This is a genomic window from Sulfuricurvum sp. (assembly GCF_041651515.1).
GTDB lineage: Bacteria > Campylobacterota > Campylobacteria > Campylobacterales > Sulfurimonadaceae > Sulfuricurvum.
Genome location: NZ_JBAZJF010000008.1, coordinates 1 through 19,613, shown reverse-complemented (window position 1 = coordinate 19,613; position 19,613 = coordinate 1). Strand labels below are relative to the sequence as shown.

The 19,613-nt window shown below is 41.1% G+C and carries 18 protein-coding genes and 1 pseudogene; 14 read left to right on the top strand and 5 right to left on the bottom strand.

Annotation, left to right across the window (positions count from 1 at the left end; translation table 11 throughout):
- Positions 1–209: 209 nt before the first annotated feature.
- The 5 genes from WC407_RS12305 to moaA all read right to left on the bottom strand — a co-directional run bounded on the left by WC407_RS12305 (position 210) and on the right by moaA (position 7,478).
- Positions 210–734 carry a 3'-5' exonuclease gene (locus tag WC407_RS12305; RefSeq protein ID WP_373022961.1) on the bottom strand — a complete coding sequence of 175 codons (525 nt, stop codon included), beginning with the start codon at positions 732–734 and terminating at the stop codon, positions 210–212.
- Positions 735–1,119: 385 nt separating this feature from the next.
- A complete protein-coding gene (locus WC407_RS12300) occupies positions 1,120–2,871 on the bottom strand; it encodes a nitrite/sulfite reductase (protein WP_373022960.1) in 1,752 nt (583 codons plus the stop codon).
- An 85-nt stretch (positions 2,872–2,956) separates the two neighbouring features.
- Complete coding sequence (locus WC407_RS12295) at positions 2,957–5,791, bottom strand: EAL domain-containing protein (RefSeq protein WP_373022959.1); 2,835 nt, start codon at positions 5,789–5,791, stop codon at positions 2,957–2,959.
- 17 nt (positions 5,792–5,808) lie between these two features.
- Positions 5,809–6,249 carry a hypothetical protein gene (locus WC407_RS12290; RefSeq protein ID WP_373022958.1) on the bottom strand — a complete coding sequence of 147 codons (441 nt, stop codon included), beginning with the start codon at positions 6,247–6,249 and terminating at the stop codon, positions 5,809–5,811.
- Positions 6,250–6,512: 263 nt separating this feature from the next.
- Complete coding sequence (gene moaA / locus WC407_RS12285; protein WP_373022957.1) at positions 6,513–7,478, bottom strand: GTP 3',8-cyclase MoaA; 966 nt, start codon at positions 7,476–7,478, stop codon at positions 6,513–6,515.
- A gap of 124 nt (positions 7,479–7,602) precedes the next feature.
- On the opposite strand from moaA, the gene WC407_RS12280 reads away from it, so the two are divergent.
- The 14 genes and pseudogenes from WC407_RS12280 to WC407_RS12215 form a co-directional block, all read left to right on the top strand.
- The gene (locus WC407_RS12280) at positions 7,603–8,259 is read left to right on the top strand and encodes a Crp/Fnr family transcriptional regulator (RefSeq protein WP_373022956.1); all 657 of its coding nucleotides are present in this window, start codon (positions 7,603–7,605) and stop codon (positions 8,257–8,259) included.
- On the top strand, positions 8,259–9,170 hold the full coding sequence (locus WC407_RS12275; protein WP_373022955.1) for a type IV pili methyl-accepting chemotaxis transducer N-terminal domain-containing protein: 912 nt from the start codon (positions 8,259–8,261) through the stop codon (positions 9,168–9,170). The genes WC407_RS12280 and WC407_RS12275 overlap by 1 nt, the downstream gene beginning before the upstream one ends.
- A gap of 116 nt (positions 9,171–9,286) precedes the next feature.
- Positions 9,287–12,070 carry a nitrate reductase catalytic subunit NapA gene (napA, locus tag WC407_RS12270; RefSeq protein ID WP_373022954.1) on the top strand — a complete coding sequence of 928 codons (2,784 nt, stop codon included), beginning with the start codon at positions 9,287–9,289 and terminating at the stop codon, positions 12,068–12,070.
- A 10-nt stretch (positions 12,071–12,080) separates the two neighbouring features.
- The gene (napG, locus tag WC407_RS12265; protein WP_373022953.1) at positions 12,081–12,878 is read left to right on the top strand and encodes a ferredoxin-type protein NapG; all 798 of its coding nucleotides are present in this window, start codon (positions 12,081–12,083) and stop codon (positions 12,876–12,878) included.
- On the top strand, positions 12,879–13,691 hold the full coding sequence (gene napH / locus WC407_RS12260) for a quinol dehydrogenase ferredoxin subunit NapH (RefSeq protein WP_373022952.1): 813 nt from the start codon (positions 12,879–12,881) through the stop codon (positions 13,689–13,691).
- On the top strand, positions 13,688–14,296 hold the full coding sequence (locus WC407_RS12255) for a nitrate reductase cytochrome c-type subunit (protein ID WP_373022951.1): 609 nt from the start codon (positions 13,688–13,690) through the stop codon (positions 14,294–14,296). Before napH ends, WC407_RS12255 begins: the two co-directional genes overlap by 4 nt.
- A gap of 2 nt (positions 14,297–14,298) precedes the next feature.
- A complete protein-coding gene (locus WC407_RS12250; RefSeq protein ID WP_373022950.1) occupies positions 14,299–14,778 on the top strand; it encodes a 4Fe-4S binding protein in 480 nt (159 codons plus the stop codon).
- Positions 14,775–15,716, top strand: a complete 942-nt coding sequence (locus tag WC407_RS12245) for a WD40 repeat domain-containing protein (protein WP_373022949.1) — start codon at positions 14,775–14,777, stop codon at positions 15,714–15,716. The genes WC407_RS12250 and WC407_RS12245 overlap by 4 nt, the downstream gene beginning before the upstream one ends.
- A complete protein-coding gene (locus tag WC407_RS12240; RefSeq protein WP_373022948.1) occupies positions 15,713–16,063 on the top strand; it encodes a chaperone NapD in 351 nt (116 codons plus the stop codon). The genes WC407_RS12245 and WC407_RS12240 overlap by 4 nt, the downstream gene beginning before the upstream one ends.
- A 25-nt stretch (positions 16,064–16,088) precedes the next feature.
- Positions 16,089–18,209 (top strand): ribonucleoside triphosphate reductase, encoded by a 2,121-nt coding sequence (locus tag WC407_RS12235; RefSeq protein ID WP_373022947.1) that lies wholly within the window; start codon positions 16,089–16,091, stop codon positions 18,207–18,209.
- Positions 18,196–18,372 (top strand): anaerobic ribonucleoside-triphosphate reductase, encoded by a 177-nt coding sequence (gene nrdD, locus WC407_RS12230; RefSeq protein ID WP_373022946.1) that lies wholly within the window; start codon positions 18,196–18,198, stop codon positions 18,370–18,372. The genes WC407_RS12235 and nrdD overlap by 14 nt, the downstream gene beginning before the upstream one ends.
- Positions 18,356–19,036 carry an anaerobic ribonucleoside-triphosphate reductase activating protein gene (locus tag WC407_RS12225; protein WP_373022945.1) on the top strand — a complete coding sequence of 227 codons (681 nt, stop codon included), beginning with the start codon at positions 18,356–18,358 and terminating at the stop codon, positions 19,034–19,036. Before nrdD ends, WC407_RS12225 begins: the two co-directional genes overlap by 17 nt.
- 77 nt (positions 19,037–19,113) lie before the next feature.
- Positions 19,114–19,410, top strand: coding sequence for a cytochrome c (locus WC407_RS12220; protein ID WP_373022944.1), 297 nt, complete (start codon positions 19,114–19,116; stop codon positions 19,408–19,410).
- 9 nt (positions 19,411–19,419) lie between these two features.
- Positions 19,420–19,613, top strand: a pseudogene (locus WC407_RS12215) (hypothetical protein); the annotation flags it as partial.

The window sequence follows — 19,613 nt, the reverse complement described above, 5'->3', positions numbered from 1 at the left end:
CGAAATAAAAATAAGATTTATTACTATCAAATTCTTTCTGTATATTTTTTTTCACTTTTCACTTTCATACGTAATTCAAATCATTTTATAGAATTTTTATTATATAAAACTATCCGTTAGAAAGGGATTAAAGACTCTATTAATAGAGCTTATAAGGTTGTGAGCTTCTACAGGAATCAAGGTATAGAGAAAGAGCCGTTTCTCATTATCTAAATTATTATATTCATACTATTTAGTACTTCAAGTGTTTTGGTGACATCGTAAACAGCACTGTGATATTGCTCTTCATCAAACTCGATTCTGTAATGTCGGCAGGTTTCCAGCAGTTTCGGATTCTTGAGACTCCCTCTGATATTAAGTGCTCCAACAATCTTTTTATTCGATTTCATGGTACAAAAGTGTTTTTGAAAGCTAACCAGTTCACCGAGATGACGCAGTTCAAACGCTATATTGTGGGCGATGAGGGTTTGAGCACACTGACAAAATTTTATGAACTCGCTATCCTCTGCGAAATACTCTGCGTAATCGACATTTGCACGTAATCTCTCGATCCGCTGCGGTGAGAGTTTATGGACGGCAAGGGCGTAAGGGTTAACCTCATATTCGGAGAAATAGTAACGATGGAAGGTATCGGCGATGACATAAGAGCCCTCTTCTCTTTTGATCCGAAATGCCGCTACTTCGATCACGTCATGGATATTGGCAGAGTTGGTTTCAAAGTCCAGAATAATCAAATATTTTCCATCAGTGTATCCATTAATTTTATTCGATATTTTACCCAGAAGGTGTAGTGGATTGGTTTAACCAACATTAAGTTATAAAATAAAGACGTTGCTCAAAGAAGAAAAATCACAAGTAGGACAAAATTGTAAAAGTTAAAAGCATTGATGAGCAAAAGGAAAAATTGCATTGCTGTATGTAGTAGAGCTTTATAAATAAAAAAACTATTTAACACAGCAATCAAGTCGAGATTTTGCTGGGACTTCCTAAATTAATCCCAATATATTATCTATAATGAGATAGAACGTAGACCAATATTTGCTGCTTAATGCCTAGGATTTATAGATGTAATATAGCATCAAGAAAGATTAAAGATTTCAATCCTTACAACAAAAGATTTTAAATCTCCCAGTATTTTTTACTGACAAGCAGTTTTTTAATTTGCGGGGCAATTTCTGGATTACTTTGCCCAGTATTCCAAAGCTTTTTACTCAACTGACGTATCGCATCATTGAAATGATCATCAATATGTGATCTAAATGATATTTTAGGAAAAGAAGAAAAAATCAGCTCTTTTTCTGCCGTAAAACGATCTTTTTCATTGCTGATTTCATGAATATCTCTCTCATGCAATGTGATTGTTGATCCGCACTCCAATTTTGCCAAGATCCATAAAGCAATAAATTCTATGGAATAACGGTTTAATATTTGTACGGAAAATAATTCAAACGTATCACAACCGCTTTGCTCATATTCGTGGATGATAAGCTCTATTACTCTTTTGATATATTCCAGTGGCACCATTTCAAAGAGTTCTCTCCCTACACTCATTCCTGCAGTGTGTTCGGCACCGATATAGATACGAGCCCCTTTGTCTGTATTTCCAAAAGTATTGGTACGTAATCCGATTAGCCCAATGTCGCAATGCTGATGTCTGCCGCATCCTTTAGCACACCCTGAAATTCCTATTTGGATATGATGCTCATGTATTTTTTCCAGAGGGAGCAATTGGGCATCATCTTTAATATTCCAGAACGAGTAAGGGCAATAATGACTTCCTGCACATGCTACCACCGTTTGGCTTTTTTGGAGATGCCCAAAAGGGGTGAAAGGTTCAGACAGGCCAAACACATAAAGATTATGATCCGTCCCTATGCGTACCTCAGCAGAGTGTATTTCGGCAAAATCTGCGATAGAAATCAGCTCATCAGGAGATATGCGTCCAAAATTACTCTCGTAACAAAAGGCATAACTTCCGTCTTTTAGCTGTTGATGGATGGAAAAGGGTACTTTTTCCAGAACCAAATCACCCGCTTGTTGCCAAGTGTTTTGGTATTCAAGTGCAATATGCTCCACAAATGCTTCCATTCCGATCTCTTCAAGTAAATAAAAAAGACGTGTTCGCGAACGTGTAAAGCGTAATCCATGCTTGTTGAATGTTTCGATAAATGCTTTGAAAAATGAGACAACTTCCTTAGGAAGTAAAAAGATATCGGCACTACGGGCAATCTCGGTATTTTTTCCCCCCATATAAACATTAAACCCAAATACCATTTCTTTCTTTGCCAGTGCAAAATAAAGATCATTGGCAAAAAAAGAGGTGACATTCGCACCGTTGCCCGAAATGGCAGTGGAAATTCTGCGCGGCAGCATCCCAACAAGATGGGGAATTTTGAGAAAACATTCCTCCATTTGCATAATCATTGGATAGGTTTCGATAATACTCGTACATCCTCGTCCATCATAGACATCGCTCACAATGTTGCGTACATTATCACCAAATGTTTGCCATGTTGAAATGCCAAGTTCATTAATTTGTTTGAATATTTGGAGCACATTCTCACTGTTTAGACCATGCAATTGTATACCTGCACGTGCAGTTAGAATGATTTCGAGATCATTGCATTTTACGATTTCGGCTATGGAGCGTAATTGCGCCGTTGTTATACGCCCTGCAGTTATGCGTAAACGAAGCGTATATTCTTCTTCTTGGATAGGGCTATTAAAAATGCCAAAATCCTGTAAATAAAAACTATCTCCTTCGCTGATACCATTAAAGTCCAGTGTTTCTATTTGAGGATAGTAGTCGAAAGGAGACAAAGCTGTCTTATGACGTTCACGCTTGTTTAGTTTTTTTTCTGTGCTGTCCATAAATTACTCTCCGATCCACTTACATAAAGGTTATTGTAATAGTTTGTTTGAGCATCACGTATGATATATATCAAGAAAAAAGAAATTATAAATATTGGGTAGGCTCATGGAAATAAAATCCTTGAGAATAATCAATACCAATCTCTTTTACCGTTTTATACACTTCTTTGGAGTTGACATATTCTGCAATGGTTTTAATCCCCAGTCGTTTTGCAAAGGTGACAATGGTTTCTACGATTATACGGCTATTCATATCGATATCGATATTTTTTATTAAGGATGCATCTATTTTGAGAAAATCAACTTGAAGGTGGAGGATGTACGCAAAATTTGAATATCCGCTTCCAAAATCATCAATGGCAATCCGCCCTCCCCGTTGTTTGATTTGCCCGATAAACTCTTGTATGTCTTCAAAATTTTCAAATCCTTCAGATTCCAGAATTTCAAATATCACCCTATTTCCAATATTGTTTTGTTCCATTTTTTGAAGTATAAAGGCAACCAATTTTGAATCTGTAATATCCTCTACAGAGAGATTAATGGAAAAGTCATAACTGTTTTCTTGGAAAATTAGAAAAGTTTTTTCGATCATGATATAGGTTAGTTGAGGATAAAGTTTAGCTTTTTTAGCAACATCCAAAAATAAAAAAGGTGAAATTATTTTTCCTTCAGAATCAATCAATCGGATAAGACATTCATATTTGATTGGCATTATTCGATTATTCATCGTATCGTATGAAGTATCGATAGTTGAATTTTCTATAATTCCCTGAAAAAATGGAACAATGCGGTCTGCAGCAATAGCCTCCTTAATTTTGCCAATATACTCAATGTTATGTGCAATTTCTTTTTTTATCTCATGTGTATCATTTAAAATGATAAATTCCTTATCCTTTTGTTTGGCATTACGCAATACCATATCAGAATCGATTAAAAGTTGGGACGCTACTATATGCGTTTTTACATCTCTCATAGGATTGATAACTGCTCCTATCGTCACTTTAATAATGATGGTAGAATCATTTATATAAAAAGGATTTGCTTCGATATGTGCATGCAATGATGCGATAGCTTCATCGTATGGTCGATTATTAAAACATTTTTTATCACACAGCAAGGCAAATTCGTCCGCATAAATTCGATACAGTTTGACGCCCGATGTTAGCATATGACCCATAGCTATACGCTCTTTCATCCCTTTTAATACACTATCACCTATTTCAGTACCGTAAAAATCATTTATTTCACCAAAACGATCTATATTGATAAGAATCAAAATATGACTCGTCATCAGGGCTAAATCTTCTAAGAGTTTTGTTCGGTTCGGAAGCTGTGTCAGGGAATCCGTGTAAAGCTGCTGAATAAGTTGCTCTCTTTGAAGAACAAGTGGAGTAATATCATGCCTTGTTGCAACAAATTCCACGATATTCCCCTCTTCATCCAAAATCGGCGTAATGGTTGTATCCGTATAGTATGGAACCCCATTTTTATTAAAATTTTTTAGAGTGCCCGACCAAATATGTTTCTCCATAATAGTTTTCCACAAGGCTTCATATACATGTTTTGGAGTAGCTAAATCTCTGAGGATACGATGATTCTTTCCAATCAATTCTTCACGGGTATAGCCTGTCGTCAAGCAAAATTGATCATTAACATAAACAATATTTCCCTCCACATCGGTTATAGAGAGGATATTACTGGCATCAACCGCCTTTTTGTAACTCTTTAAAAAAGCAAAAGACTGTCCTACTTTTTGTGCCATCTCATTAAATGCATGGGAAACATCAGCCATTTCATCATCCGTTTTAATCGGAATACGAACTCTATACTTCCCGGCTGAAATTAAACGGGCCGCACCCATCAGTTCATCAATAACTCCCATAAAAGCCAGATAGAATCCGATTGTGAAATAAATGAGCAACACCAAGACCGTTAAAGCAACGATTTCTCCAATAATCATTTGTTGTTTCAGCTTAGCCAGCCTCTCCTCCAAATGAGATTGAAGCGTAATGGAGAGCATATCATACGCATTAAAATACGTTTCAATGGTCTGCGTCATATCATGAAAATAATCCTTGGAATTGATTTGCCAATGATCCGTATTCAAAATTTGCGACGTAAAAACAGTTGAAAACGCCTCACAATTTTTTTCTATATCTACGATAGAGGGCATTAGAGTACGGCACATATCAGGATGACGTTCGCAAACGATAGTACCGGCATGGACAATACTGTCCAAATGAGAGCGAAGCTTCCCATAAAGGAGTGTAGCCTCTTGTTGTTCGTCTAATGTCATCGATTGTTTTAAAAGAACTCTTGTTCCGATCGCTCTCCCCTCCCCCGTGTATTCCACAAGCATCGGTATATGATTGCTGAGCATTTGAACGAGATGATAAATACTTAAGTCAGCATCATTAATGGTATAAGATAGGTCACCGGTATGCTGCATCAAAAGGAGTATTTTAATAATCAAGTCTGTATGTATACGATAATTTTCAGATGCTGACCGCTCCCAAATCCCGCTTCGAAGTTCCTGCCATTGTTTCCTAATCACTTTCCATTCTTCATTAATCGATGGCGTTGGTGGAGGATAAGCATCTATTACGGCTATCGCCGATTCGATGTGTTTGAAATTTTCTTCAATTTTAATTTTATAGGTGCTATCGCCTTCCTGCAGTGCAACAGTCATCCCTCGCTCAAGTGGAACATACTCTAAGAATAGCCTTACTTTTTGTTGATAGGCAAGCCCTTCTTGAAGTTTTTTAATCGAACGGGACTCACTTTCAACATGATCATAGCCCAGATATAAAAACAGCACAAAAGGGAGAAAGAATACGGCTGTTGCCAATGCAAGCTTTTTGGGATATTTCATACTGCTCATCATCATGATCGCAGGAGAAAATAGATTCATAACATGCATGAAGTCTCCATTTTTGCTTATAAATCTGAGCGAATGTTGATTGCAACCCATAAAATTGCAAGATTGAGACAGAAAATTGCCAACGATCCACCGCGTGAAAGGAGCTTTTGAACCAAAGTGCGGGTTGTTTTATGCGTGGCGAAAGCAATATATAAATGGATAATTGTGGCTATACTGAGTAGCGAAACCAACACTATTTTCCATCTAACATAGTGCCCAAGCTCTGTATCGCTGTTTATAGCACTGAAAAGCTGATAATGATTTCCCAATACAACTCCTGTAGAGATTAAAATGAGTAGCCATACGGTTTCAAAATAACCATAAAACGGACCAATAGCACCGTATACTGCCTCTTGAGTCGCTTTGTCACGAATAAATATTCCTAGCCCGAATAAAACAATACTGCCACCAATCCATGCACAGGCAGAGAGGATATGAATATATAAAATCCATGGCACAAGCGATCCTTTAATTTTTGGATAGTATAAAGGTATTTTGGATAATGCAACTTGATACTAATCAATATTTTACTTTCTTGATTATACTAGCTATTAAATGGTGAGGAATTGAGTCAAGCAGTACAGTGCTTTGAATCTAAGCTAGCTGAAGGAGGTCACTATGCCATACTGCTTGAATCAACCCCTGAGAGGGGAAGATTTTTTATGGTTTAGGAATTATAAAGGATTACGCTATTAAAGTCTTTGATATAGATCAACTGTCATCATCCTCCGGTACGGTAAAAAGCACGGGAAGAGACTTCAACATTCTCTATACCCCAAAGGTTTTTTTCGGGTTTATTAAACACTACATCCGCTAAGATTTCGGTTGCTTTGGTAATATTGCCATTTTGTATCGCCTCTTTAATACTTTTAGCCCCCTCAAAATACAAGCAACCGATCAAATCTCCTTCTGCTGTGAGTCTCAGACGATCGCACGTTGCGCAAAAATCGTGACGATGAGGCTCGATGGTACCAAAGCGATAACCCTCCGATGTTTCATACAGATTTGCCGGTCCGCTCACCTCTTTATTGATTGGAATAAAAGAATAAGCTTTTTCTAATACTTCTATAATCTCATCACTTCGAAGACCTTGCAGTGCATCACTGGCATGGGAGTTTTCCATATATTCAATATAACGGATCTGTGCACCGATTTCTTTTGCATATTCAAACAAAGGGAGAATTTCATGCTCGTTGATTCCGCGTAGAATGACACTGTTTATTTTTACCGATAATCCTGCATCGACAGCAGCTTCAATCCCTCTGATAACCTGCTCAAAAACATCTTTTTGTGCGATATAATGAAGTATCTGAGGGTCCAATGAATCAAGTGAAATATTAACGCGTCGCAGCCCTGCTGATTTCAATTTCTCGGCCTGTGCAGGTAACAAAAAACCGTTTGTTGTCAATCCGATATCAACGGCAGGTGCATAGGTATGGATCATAGCGATCAGCTCATCTAGATTTTCCCGTATCGTCGGTTCTCCTCCAGTTAAACGGATTTTTCTAATACCTTTATCAATACCGATTTTGATAAACGCAAAAAGTTCCTCATAGCTCAGAAGGTTCTCTTTTTGAACCCAGCTAAAAGGTTTTTCAGCCATACAATAGCGACAACGAAAATTACATCGCTCCGTCACCGATACACGTAAATAGGTTACTTCACGGTTAAAACTGTCTCTAAGCATAAGAGCCTTCTTCATTATTAATGAATGATGATAACCTATCCTCTGAAGACTATTCTTGATTTATGTCAATTCGTACAATTAGCCGTTATGTTATTATGATAATTCAATCATTTAAAGGTTAGGCATGGCATTTCTATTAGAATCACTTGATTTTTTTAAAGGGTGTGACTCCCAAAAACTTTCATTTTTATCATCAACGGCAAAAATAAAAAGTTACGATAGTTCCGATATATTAGTATATGAAGATGATGATATCAATCGTGTCTATTTCCTCGTAGAAGGGGAAGTAAAACTGTATAAAGTTGACCGATTCGATAATGAAGTCTTTCTTTACACTTTAAAAGATCAAGCCCTTCTTACCAATATCGGTTCGCTTGATTGTGACCGAGTCAGCTGTTTTAGCAATGTTGAATTTCTCACTCCAAGCCGCGTCATGACCTGTGATTTGAGAACGTTTAAAGAAGTCGTTAAAACGGATGTTTCGTTACTCATCAATCTGATTAATATGCTAGCCGATCAAAAACAGATGGTAGATTGTATGGTAAACATGGGGATGGTATACGATGTCACGGCCAAAGTTGCTAAAATGCTCTATGATCATTTGGATTTATATAACAGTTTAAAAAAACAAGAGATATCCTACCGTCTTAATATCCAACCTGCTACACTGTCGCGAGTTTTGGCCAAATTTATCCGTAAAGAGATAATTGTCGAAGAAGACCATAAAACAATTGTCACCTCCAGAGACGAATTAGCACACTATTTTACCGAGGGGCTATAATGCAATCAATATCTACCAGAATACGCTGGATCGTAACGGTTTTATCTCTCAATATGCTTATTATTATTATGGTTGATATTTGGCTTAATATGGATCAAAAATTCGATGCCAAGGTCATCAACATTGCCGGTAAACAACGGATGCTTTCTCAGCGTACCGTTTTAGAACTGCACCGTCTTCTTGTCGATGAGGATGGTGCCTACGAAAAACTCCAAGATGCTCGGGCAGAATTTGACCATAACTTTCAACAACTCAGTACTGCTACCTCTGAATATCAAGGATTTTCTAACGACAAAATTCAAGAGACAATGAATGAAGTACATACCCATTGGAATTTGATGGGAAAACTTATTGATAACTATTTATTAGGAGACCATAATTTGTATGATTTGAAAACCATCTATGAAAACGGAGATCAAACATTACTGTTAATGGACAAAGCCGTATCCCAATATGAAGCCTATATGATGGATAAACGGCTTTTAGCGTATCGGATTCAAATCTTACTGGCCCTCATCTCCTTTGGAGTTATCCTCTATATGGCCAGTACGACATTAGAAATTCAACGCAACTTTGAGCGATTCCTTACCCACTCCAAAAACATCAGCGGAATCGAGCGGATCGATACCAAGAACGGCAATGAACTTGAGATCGCTTGCGCACATATCGACTATTTTTTACGTAATGTCGAAGAAGCACTCCAGAATGCCGCGGATGCCGTCGAGCGAAGCGAGGAAGTTACTGCCAATCTCATAGTAACCATGCCAGAGGCTGAAGCACTGCTGGAACAAAACGAAGATGTTATGATTGAAGTGAGTGAGGGGTTACACCACACCTCGCAGCGACTCAAAAAACTCAAAAGCAATCTTCAATCTGCACTTGCTTTACGAAATGTAAAAAACATTTCGTAAAACCTTCTCGATTTGACTTAAGTCAATTTTTTACTCTTCTCTCCTTGTTACAATTGTTCCGTTATACTTGAAGAAGTATTATGATTTTATCTTCACTTAAGGAGAGGATTATGAGTATGGAAAGAAGAGATTTTTTAAAATCTGCGGCAGCTGCTTCAGCAGCAACAGCTATAGGAATGGCTGTACCAGCTACAGTGGAGGCAGCTTCGACAGCAGTACAATCAGACTGGCGTTGGGACAAAGCGGCATGCCGTTTCTGCGGGACCGGATGCGGCATTATGATCGCGACGAAAGACGATCGCATTGTTGCGGTTAAAGGTGACCCGTTGGCTCCGGTCAATCGCGGGCTTAACTGTATCAAGGGTTACTTTACTGCCAAAATCATGTACGGCTCGGATCGTCTGACTCAGCCTCTTTTGCGGATGAACGCGGCAGGAGAGTTTGACAAAAAAGGCAAATTTGCCCAGGTAAGTTGGGAACGTGCGTTTGATGAGATGGCTATTCATATGAAAAAAGCTATGAACGAACTTGGGCCAACCGGCATTGCAATGTTCAGCTCCGGACAGCAAACTGCAATCGAAGGGCACGCGGCACTTAAACTGATGAAGGCGGGGTTACGTACCAACAACATCGACCCTAATGCACGGCTTTGTATGGCATCGGCGGTTACCGGTTTTATGAATACGTTTGGTATTGATGAACCTTCAGGATGTTATGATGACATTGAATTGACAGATGCTGTTTTTGCTTGGGGATCGAATATGGCGGAGATGCACCCTATTCTTTGGTCACGCGTCTCCGATCGTAAACTGAGCAATCCCGACAAAGTAAAAATTGTCGTTCTATCAACCTACAGACACCGGACTATGGATTTGGCGGATATCGATATTGTCTTCAAACCCAATACCGATTTGGCGATGATGAATTACATTGCCCGCGAAATCGTTTACAACCATCCCGAAGCAATCGATTGGGATTTTATCAACAAAAACATTATCTTTGCTACCGGTCCTGTCGATATCGGGTATGGGCTTCGTGAAGATATTCACCACCCTAAATACAAAAAAAGCGAACTCGATACGGCGGCCAAGCAAAGATCGAAAGTTCTCACCGCCGATGAAGGGGTGAGCCTCGCGTATCTCGGATACAAAGCCGGTGACACACTGGAAATGAAAAATACAGCAAATCCGAATGCCCATTGGCAAATCAGTTTTGATGAGTTTAAAAAAGGGTTAGCCCCTTACACACTCGATTATGTGGCTAATGTCGCCAAAGGGGACCCGGATGAGAGCATTGAAAGCTTCAAAGCTAAACTACAAGGAATGGCAGACCTCTATATCGAGAAAAAACGTAAATGTCTAAGCTTCTGGACGATGGGATTCAATCAGCATACCCGTGGAACATGGGTCAATGAACAAGCCTATATGATCCATTTTCTTGTCGGAAAACAATCAAAACCCGGCAGCGGTGCATTTTCCCTAACCGGCCAGCCTTCAGCGTGCGGAACAGCGCGTGAAGTCGGGACATTTAGCCATCGTTTGCCTTCTGATATGGTCGTCACCAATCCGAAACACAGAGAAATCAGTGAAGGAATCTGGAAACTTCCGGCTGGAACACTCAATCCAAAAGTTGGTTCTCACTTTATTCAAATTCATCGTGATCTTGAAGACGGTAAAGTGAAATTTGCATGGGTCAGTGTCTGTAACCCTTATCAAGACAGTGGAAATGCAGAGCATTGGATTCATGCCGCGCGAGAAATGGATAACTTTATCGTCACCTCAGAAGCGTATCCCGGCATTTCGGCAAAAGTATCGGATTTGATCTTGCCAAGTTCCATGATCTATGAGAAATGGGGAGCATACGGCAATGCCGAGCGCCGTACGCAGCACTGGAGACAACAAGTAACTCCGGTAGGAGACTCTATGTCAGATCTCTGGCAATTTATTGAAATATCCAAACGATTTACACTCAAAGAAGTTTGGGGAGCGAAAAAAATTCCAGGGCTAGAAGGTGGACTCCCCGATGTAATGCCTGCCGCAAAAGCGATGGGATACAAAGAGACGGATACCCTTTATGATGTATTATTTGCGAATGATCGAGCAAAAGGGTTCGCATGGCCGGATCCGGTAGGCAAAGGGTACCAAAACACTGAAGTCGCAGGAGATAAACGTAATGTTGTCGGAAGTGACGGTAAAGTATTTAAAGGATACGGATTTTTTGTACAAAAATATTTATGGGAAGAGTATCGCCTCTTTGGAGCGGGTCACGGTCATGATTACGCCGATTTTGATACCTACCATAAAGTTCGCGGTTTGAAATGGCCGGTTATTGACGGCAAAGAGACATCGTGGAGATTTAACGCCAAATACGATCCGTATGCGAAAAAAGCCGATCACGGTGCCTTCGCATTTTACGGACATGCATTCAAAGAGATTCCACAAGGAAATCTTAAAGGGGTAACCAATAAAGAGTTGGTTCACTTGGAAAATAAAGCCAAAATTTTCTTCCGTCCCTATATGGAGCCGACAGAAGTGCCTGATGAAAATTATGATATTTGGCTTTGTACCGGTCGTGTACTCGAACACTGGCACAGCGGTACGATGACGATGCGGGTTCCTGAACTCTATCGAGCGGTTCCTGAAGCGTTGTGCTATATCCACCCGAAAGATGCTGAAAAGCGAGGTGTCAAGCGAGGTGATATGGTATGGGTCGAATCCCGTCGCGGTAAAGTTAAAGCTCACGTTGAAACACGCGGACGTAATACTCCACCGCGCGGACTCGTCTTTGTACCGTGGTTTGATGAAAAAGTGTTCATCAATAAAGTATGTTTGGATCATACTTGCCCGATTTCCAAACAGATCGACCACAAAAAATGTGCGGTCAAAATTTATAAAGCGTAATGGTTAAATCATGAAAACTGAACCCTCAAGCGACCGTCGTCATTTTCTCCTCTCTATGGCGAGAGGAATCGGGCTAAGTGCGATGGGGGCTTTGGTATGGAGTGCGTATATCGGAGAGGTCAAAGCAGCCCCGTTGGTGCTTCGTCCCCCTGCGGCGTTGGATGAAGAGGATTTTATCAAAACCTGTATCAAATGCGGATTGTGTGTGGAAGCGTGTCCTTATGACACACTTATACTTGCCAAACCGGGGGATAATTTACCCATGGGTACTCCCTACTTTATTCCACGTAGCATTCCTTGTCATATGTGCAGCGATATTCCTTGTGTTCCCGTTTGTCCAAGCGGAGCGCTTAAAGAATCCTCGGTCACATCAACGGTTAGCGGGAAATCCATCTTGGACATCAACAAAAGTCTCATGGGGCTTGCAGTGATTGATGAGGAATCGTGTATCGCGACATGGGGTATCCAATGCGATGCCTGTTATCGCGCCTGTCCTTTAATGGGTAAAGCGATAACCATCGAATATTCTAAAAATGAACGTACCGGTAAACACGCATTTTTAAAGCCGGTCGTCCACTCGGATCAATGTACAGGATGCGGTATGTGTGAACACTCCTGTGTCACACAAAAAGCAGCCATATATATCCTACCCAGAGCTTTGGCGATGGGAGAAGTGGGTGATCATTATGTCAAAGGATGGGATAAGGCTGATGAAAAACGCCTTGAACATGCACATATTGAAACGACTAAAACGAAATTGAGTGAAAAAAGTGCTGTGGATTCCTTAAACGACGAGGGGGGACTTTAGATGAAATACCGCTATCTTTTCGCCCGTCGAATAGTTCAAATAACGATTATGGTGTTGTACGTAGGAGCAAATCTGTTGGGATGGACTCTCCTGCAAGGTGACCTTAGTGCTTCCCTAGTTTTAAAAACCATACCGCTAGCAGATCCGTATGCCGTTGCACAAATGTTTGCAGCGGGAGCAGTGGTGGGAATGGATGTATTAATGGGTGCGCTCATCATTACCCTCTTTTACGGTGTTCTCGGAGGGCGCGGATTTTGTAGCTGGGTTTGCCCGGTCAATATGATCACCGATTTAGCCAACTGGCTTCGTCGGCGTCTTGGACTTGCAAGTATTCAAAAGCGGTTTTATATGGATCGAAATCTCCGTTATTGGATATTAGGATTAAGTCTTATATTATCGTTCGCGATGGGAGTAGCAGCATTTGAGCTTATCAGCCCCATCTCTATGGCACATCGTGGATTGGTATTTGGCATGGGAATGGGAGGTGGCGCACTTGTTGTTATCTTCTTGTTTGATCTATTGGTACATGAAAACGGTTGGTGCGGTTACATTTGTCCCTTAGGGGCGACCTACTCTCTTATCGGAAAATTTTCACTTATTCGTGTTGCTCACGATGCGGAAAAATGTACCGATTGCAGAAGCTGTATCACCGTTTGCCCTGAAAAAGAGGTGTTACACATGATCAACAAAAGCAGCGAAAGTGTCCTAATGGGTGCATGCACCAATTGCGGCAGATGTATCGATGTCTGTCAGGAAGATGCCCTTAACTTTTCGATTAGAAGTACTGAAAAACAACCAAAGGATAGAGTATGAAAATAGCTCAATTATTGAGCAGCACTGCCGCTGCTTGTTTACTAATGACAGTTGTATACGCGAGTGATACATCGGTGGATGAAGAGAGTTTAGGTTTACGTAAAGTAGATATTTATACGGAAGATAAAGCTGTACCCAACGGAACAAATTATCATATGGAAGCTCCGGGAACATCGAAAAAATTCGAACGTGCATATGAAAATGCGCCGCCGATGATTCCTCATGATGTAACCGATTTCCTTCCAATTGACAAAAACAACAATGCTTGTTTGGGATGTCATATGCCAGAAGTGGCAAAAGACATGGGGGCAACACCCATTCCAAAAACCCATTTTACCAATTTTCGCCCTGCGGTATCGGTAGATGATGATGATAACTTTAAATCCGAAAGTAACGATCAAATCATCAAAAAAGATCTGCATGGACAGCTTTGGCAAGGAAGATACAACTGTACTCAATGCCATGCACCACAAACACAAGGCGCTTTGAAAGTCGGCAATACATTCAAACCGTTATATCCAAATAAAAAAGGGCAGACACATCAAAATCGCTCTTATCTATTAGATGAATTAGATAACGGTGTCAAAGTCGGGAACGGCCTCTAATCATGTCTGAAGTAAACCGCCGCGGATTTTTCGGAGCACTCGGTGCTCTGATTCAGAAAAAAGAGGGAGTTGTACGTCCCCCTTATGCCAAAAAAGAGACACTTTTTGGCACGGTGTGCCAGGAATGCGATACACTTTGCGGCTCAGCGTGCGAGGAAGGGATTATCAAATTTGATGCTCAGCACCTCCCCTATCTTGATTTTTCGCTAACTGGATGCTCCGATTGCGGTGCATGTATGGATGCATGTACACCAAATGTTTTAGAAGACAAAAACAGTTTTATCCGTGCAACCCTAAAAATTAATTCCCAAAAATGCCTAAGCTGGCACGATACGATGTGTTTTGCGTGCAAAGAGCCGTGTTTGGATAAGGCGATTGTTTTTAGCGGGTTATTTCACCCCATTATCATCGCACAAAACTGTACTGCGTGCGGGTACTGTGTTTCACTCTGCCCTACCGGAGCTATCGAGGTGAGAGGATGAAAACGATACTTGTGTGTACACTTTTGAGCCTTTGTGCTTGGGGATCGGCACAAGAACCCACGGCTATCCTCAAAACGTCCGGATTAGTCAGTGACGTCGTGGTGCGTGAGGGAAAAATAGTAGTTGCTACCGATGGTGGTGGTGTCGATATTTTTGATGTCAAAACACGGAAAAAAGCTTCAAATATTTCAGTGCCTCTCTTGTCGGATATCAACGGGAAAAAAATTATCCCAAAAATCTACTCCGCAGATAGTATAGGAGATCAAACCGTTATGGTGAGCGAAAGCGGTAAAGAATTCCGTAATGTCTATCTTTATGATGGAAAAAAACTTACTAACGTAGTGGATAGCTCTCGAAAACTTTTAATTAAGAAAGTCCGTTTTGTAGACGCTACTCATCTCTTATTTGGTCTTTCAGGTGATACATTGGTTCTAATGAATATTCCCGATAAAAGGCTCGTTTATCAAATACAAATCGGACAAGGGGTATTTAGAGATATGGCACTAAGCGATTCAAAAAAGATAGTTGCTGCTACCGATGAAGGGGGTGAAATAGCGATGTTCGAGACTAATAGCGGAAAGTGGATCAAAACCCTTAAGGGGATCAATGTCGACAACATTAACCGGATCGATTACAAACATAATACGATCATCTCCGCCGGACAAGACCGCCGTGTCGGTATCTATCAGCGCAGCGGAAGTTATTTTTTGGAAAGCGATTTCTTCATCTACGCTGTGGGTCTTAGTCCCTCTGCTGTTCAAGGAGTTTACGTTGACGGAACGGAAAATGAGCTTCAGCTCTTCAACATTCAAACCAAACAAAAAGGGGCACGATTACGTGCAGGCGAAGCGGTCCCAGACAGCTTGATTTTTATCAATGAAAAAGAGCTGATCAGTGCCGGTGAAGAGAATCAAATTTATTATTGGAGATTACCATGAATGTATCAAGTATTGTTGTTCAAACTTCCCCGAAGTTTGTCGAAGAAATTGTTGAAAAGCTAAAAGAAGCTGATTTTTGTGATTACCACTTTCATGATGAAAAAGGACGCATTATTGTCACTATTGAGGGTGCGGGAGTCGAAGAAGAGATTCAAAAACTGGTCAAAATTCAAGAGATGGAACACGTCATTGCGGCCGATATGTCTTTTGCATACAGCGAAGACGAACTCAATGCCGAACGTGACAAGCTTGAAGCAGTCGGTGATGATTTACCTGAATGGCTGAACGATGAAAATGCAAAAAAACGGGACATCGTTTACAACGGCGATCTAAAAGATCGATTTTAATTTTTTAAAAAGAAAGAAGTGCGGGATGAGTGTATTAGTAACTAAACGAGACGGAAGCCAAGAGCCATTCGCCCCGTATAAAATCGAAGATGCGATTGAAAAAGCATTTGCAAGTGTAAACAGACCGCTGAATGCAATACTCGTCACCGAGGTGCTTTATCAGGTATTGCATGACAATATTAGTGATGTTGAAGCGATTCAAGATCTAATCGAACATGCTTTGTTTGAAGCAAACTATTTTGACGTGATGAAGTCGTTTATAACCTACCGTTTTTTACATAAAATGCAACGTGAACATATTCTGGGGCTCAACACCGATACGACCTTCATCGACAGTACGCAAAGTGTCCAGGAGTACATCAATAAAGCCGATTGGCGTGTCAATGCCAATGCCAATACCGGCTATTCCAATGCCGGACTGGTCAACAATCTGGCCGGAAAAGTGATCGCCAATTTTTGGCTGGATACCGTGTACAGCACCCAAGAGGGACAAGCCCATCGCAACGGTGATATCCACATCCATGATCTCGACTGTCTTACCGGATATTGTGCGGGATGGAGTTTACGAGCCCTTTTGAATGAAGGATTTAACGGAGTACGCGGGAGAGTCGAAAGTTCTCCGCCACGCCATTTACGCGAAGCACTGGGACAAATGGCTAATTTTTTGGGAATTCTCCAATCCGAATGGGCCGGAGCGCAAGCGTTTAGCTCATTCGATACCTATCTGGCCCCCTATGTCTTTATCGATGCCCTCCCCCCAAGCGAGGTAAAAAAAGCGATACGGGGGTTTGTCTATAATCTGAATGTCCCTGCCCGCTGGGGACAATCACCGTTTACCAACGTAACACTTGACTGGATTGTCCCTGAAGATTTACGCGAACAGTTTCCGACGTTCAATGACCGTCATCTCTTCGAAGAGATCACCGCTACCGCGCACCATCAGCGCAAACTCCATGAACGCGGTTTACGAACGATGAAAGAGCTGACATACGGTGACTTTCAAAAAGAGATGAATATTATCAACCGTGCCTTTTATGAGGTAATGACAGAGGGGGACAGCGGCGGACAACCGTTTACCTTTCCGATCCCAACCGTCAATATCACGGAAGATTTCGACTGGTACGGTGAAAACACCGATATTTTGTTTGAAAATACCGCAAAAATAGGTTCAAGCTATTTTCAAAACTTCATCGGGAGCCAATATATCCGAAGTGAAGACGGTACCCTCATAGAAAACCCTCATGCTTACAAACCCGGACATGTTAGAAGTATGTGCTGCCGGTTACAGCTTGATCTTCGAGAGCTTTTAAAAAGAGGGGGCGGACTCTTCGGTAGTGCCGAAATGACAGGAAGCATCGGTGTCGTAACAATCAATATGGCACGATTGGGATATCTGTATAAAAAAGATCATCCTAGACTGATGGAAGCGCTTGATGCCCTGCTTGAAATTGCCTACTCGACATTGGAAAAAAAGCGCCTGTTCGTCCAGGATATGTTTGATCGGGGACTTTATCCCTATACCGCACGCTATCTCAAAGGTTTTCATAACCATTTCTCTACGATCGGAGTCAACGGTATGAACGAAATGATCCGAAATATGAGCGGAGACACTGAGAATATTTCGACAATGTGGGGAATTGATTTCTCCCAAAACATCCTCGATCATATGCGTGAAAAAATGCGCTCATACCAAGAAAAAAGTGGTAATCTTTACAATCTCGAAGCGACACCGGCTGAGGGGACGACCTACCGTTTTGCCAAAGAGGACAGCAAACGCTATCCCGATATTCTTCAAGCCGGAAGTGGAGAGAATATCTACTATACCAACAGTTCTCAACTTCCGGTACGCTTTACCGATGACCCCTTCGAGGCGCTGACATTGCAAGACGAATTACAATGCCGCTATACCGGAGGGACAGTTTTGCACCTCTATATGGGTGAGCGTCTAAGCTCCGGCGAAGCATGCCGTCGAATGGTTAAGAATGTCATCACCAATTTTCGACTTCCCTACATCACCGTCACGCCGACATTTTCAATTTGTTCGACCCATGGCTATCTCAGCGGGGAACATGAGTTTTGCCCTCAATGCGATGAGCAAATAATTTCTAGACATCAACACACAAGGACTCACCATGAATACGCATAAAATCTTAGAAGAACACACCATCGAACGCACCCGTTGCATGGTATATACTCGGGTTATGGGATATCACCGCCCGGTTGAGAGTTTTAATCTTGGTAAAAAAGGGGAGCATAAAGAGCGTCTATGTTTTCGTGAAGCTCCCAAGCGTCATGAAACCTCTTTATGATATTACCCCTTTCACCCTCTTAGACTATCCTGATCTTCCTGCTGCCATATTGTGGTTTGCAGGATGTAATTTACGGTGTTCGTATTGCTATAATCCGGATATTGTTTTAAGTCGCGGAAGGATCACTCAAGAGAGTGCTGTCAATTTTTTAAAGACGCGCAAAGGATTGCTCGAAGGGGTCGTCCTTTCCGGTGGAGAGTGCACACTTTACTCTAATATTCTCCCCTTTTGCCACACGATCAAAGAGCTTGGCTTTAAACTAAAAATCGATACCAACGGAATGCGCCCCGATGTTCTCCGAACTCTTTTAGATGCTCATTTGATAGATACCGTCGCACTCGATTACAAAACGACCCAAGAGCACTGGGATGAACTATGTGCCGGGGGGGAGGAAGCACTTTTTTGGAAGAGTTTTGATCATCTGCAAAAGAGTAATATCCATTTTGAAGTTCGAACAACCGTTCATACAGGACTGATCGATAAAACAACCGTGCATGAAATGGCAACAAAACTACAATCAGCCGGATACACGGGCGTGTATGCCATTCAATCTTTTCTAAACGGATGCGAAACACTTAAACCCCTTATCTCTGATGAACACGTCTGGTCGTTAGATTCACTCCAATCTCGCCTTTGTCTTCCTATTCTCCATCGTAAGCTTTAAAATACTTGACTTAGGTCAAAGACATGCGGCTATCACAAACAATATAATGCTTGCAGACTTAACTAAAAGGATGGAAAATGAAAAAAATGATTCTGGCTACGAGCTTGATATTAGGATTTTGTGCTGCTGCTATGGCTGAAGATGGTGCTGCCCTTTTTAAAAAATGCGCTGCATGTCATGGGCCAACAGGAGAAAAACCGGCATTAGGTAAAAGCAAAGTCATCAAAGATATGACGAAAGCTGATATTGAAAAAGCTCTTATAGGGTATCAAGACGGTACCTATGGTGCATCGTCCAAAGCTGTCATGAAAGGGCAAGCAGCATCACTCACTCCTGCCCAAATTACAGCTATTGCTACTTTGATAGGTAAATAAGGAGTAACAATGAAGAGAATTACTCTATCCGTTATTGCGGCTCTTTCTTTGACAAATGCGTTTTCTGCTACATTAAGCGCAGATGATAGCTTTACACTCTTTAATAATGCGAAGTTTAACGGAGAAGTTCGTACACGTTATGAAAACGTTGATGTTCAAAACTCAACAAAAAAAGATGCAAATGCATATACTGTCCGTGCAAC

What these genes read in the sequence shown, in the direction of transcription:
- WC407_RS12245 (WP_373022949.1), top strand. Translation starts at nt 14,775, where the DNA reads ATGAAAACGATACTTGTGTGTACACTTTTGAGCCTTTGTGCTTGGGGA.
- WC407_RS12280 (WP_373022956.1), top strand. Translation starts at nt 7,603, where the DNA reads ATGGCATTTCTATTAGAATCACTTGATTTTTTTAAAGGGTGTGACTCC.
- napA (WP_373022954.1), top strand. Translation starts at nt 9,287, where the DNA reads ATGGAAAGAAGAGATTTTTTAAAATCTGCGGCAGCTGCTTCAGCAGCA.
- WC407_RS12240 (WP_373022948.1), top strand. Translation starts at nt 15,713, where the DNA reads ATGAATGTATCAAGTATTGTTGTTCAAACTTCCCCGAAGTTTGTCGAA.
- WC407_RS12220 (WP_373022944.1), top strand. Translation starts at nt 19,114, where the DNA reads ATGAAAAAAATGATTCTGGCTACGAGCTTGATATTAGGATTTTGTGCT.
- WC407_RS12255 (WP_373022951.1), top strand. Translation starts at nt 13,688, where the DNA reads ATGAAAATAGCTCAATTATTGAGCAGCACTGCCGCTGCTTGTTTACTA.
- WC407_RS12295 (WP_373022959.1), bottom strand. Translation starts at nt 5,791, where the DNA reads ATGCATGTTATGAATCTATTTTCTCCTGCGATCATGATGATGAGCAGT.
- nrdD (WP_373022946.1), top strand. Translation starts at nt 18,196, where the DNA reads ATGAATACGCATAAAATCTTAGAAGAACACACCATCGAACGCACCCGT.
- moaA (WP_373022957.1), bottom strand. Translation starts at nt 7,478, where the DNA reads ATGCTTAGAGACAGTTTTAACCGTGAAGTAACCTATTTACGTGTATCG.
- WC407_RS12250 (WP_373022950.1), top strand. Translation starts at nt 14,299, where the DNA reads ATGTCTGAAGTAAACCGCCGCGGATTTTTCGGAGCACTCGGTGCTCTG.
- WC407_RS12235 (WP_373022947.1), top strand. Translation starts at nt 16,089, where the DNA reads ATGAGTGTATTAGTAACTAAACGAGACGGAAGCCAAGAGCCATTCGCC.
- WC407_RS12300 (WP_373022960.1), bottom strand. Translation starts at nt 2,871, where the DNA reads ATGGACAGCACAGAAAAAAAACTAAACAAGCGTGAACGTCATAAGACA.
- napH (WP_373022952.1), top strand. Translation starts at nt 12,879, where the DNA reads ATGAAATACCGCTATCTTTTCGCCCGTCGAATAGTTCAAATAACGATT.
- WC407_RS12225 (WP_373022945.1), top strand. Translation starts at nt 18,356, where the DNA reads ATGAAACCTCTTTATGATATTACCCCTTTCACCCTCTTAGACTATCCT.
- WC407_RS12275 (WP_373022955.1), top strand. Translation starts at nt 8,259, where the DNA reads ATGCAATCAATATCTACCAGAATACGCTGGATCGTAACGGTTTTATCT.
- napG (WP_373022953.1), top strand. Translation starts at nt 12,081, where the DNA reads ATGAAAACTGAACCCTCAAGCGACCGTCGTCATTTTCTCCTCTCTATG.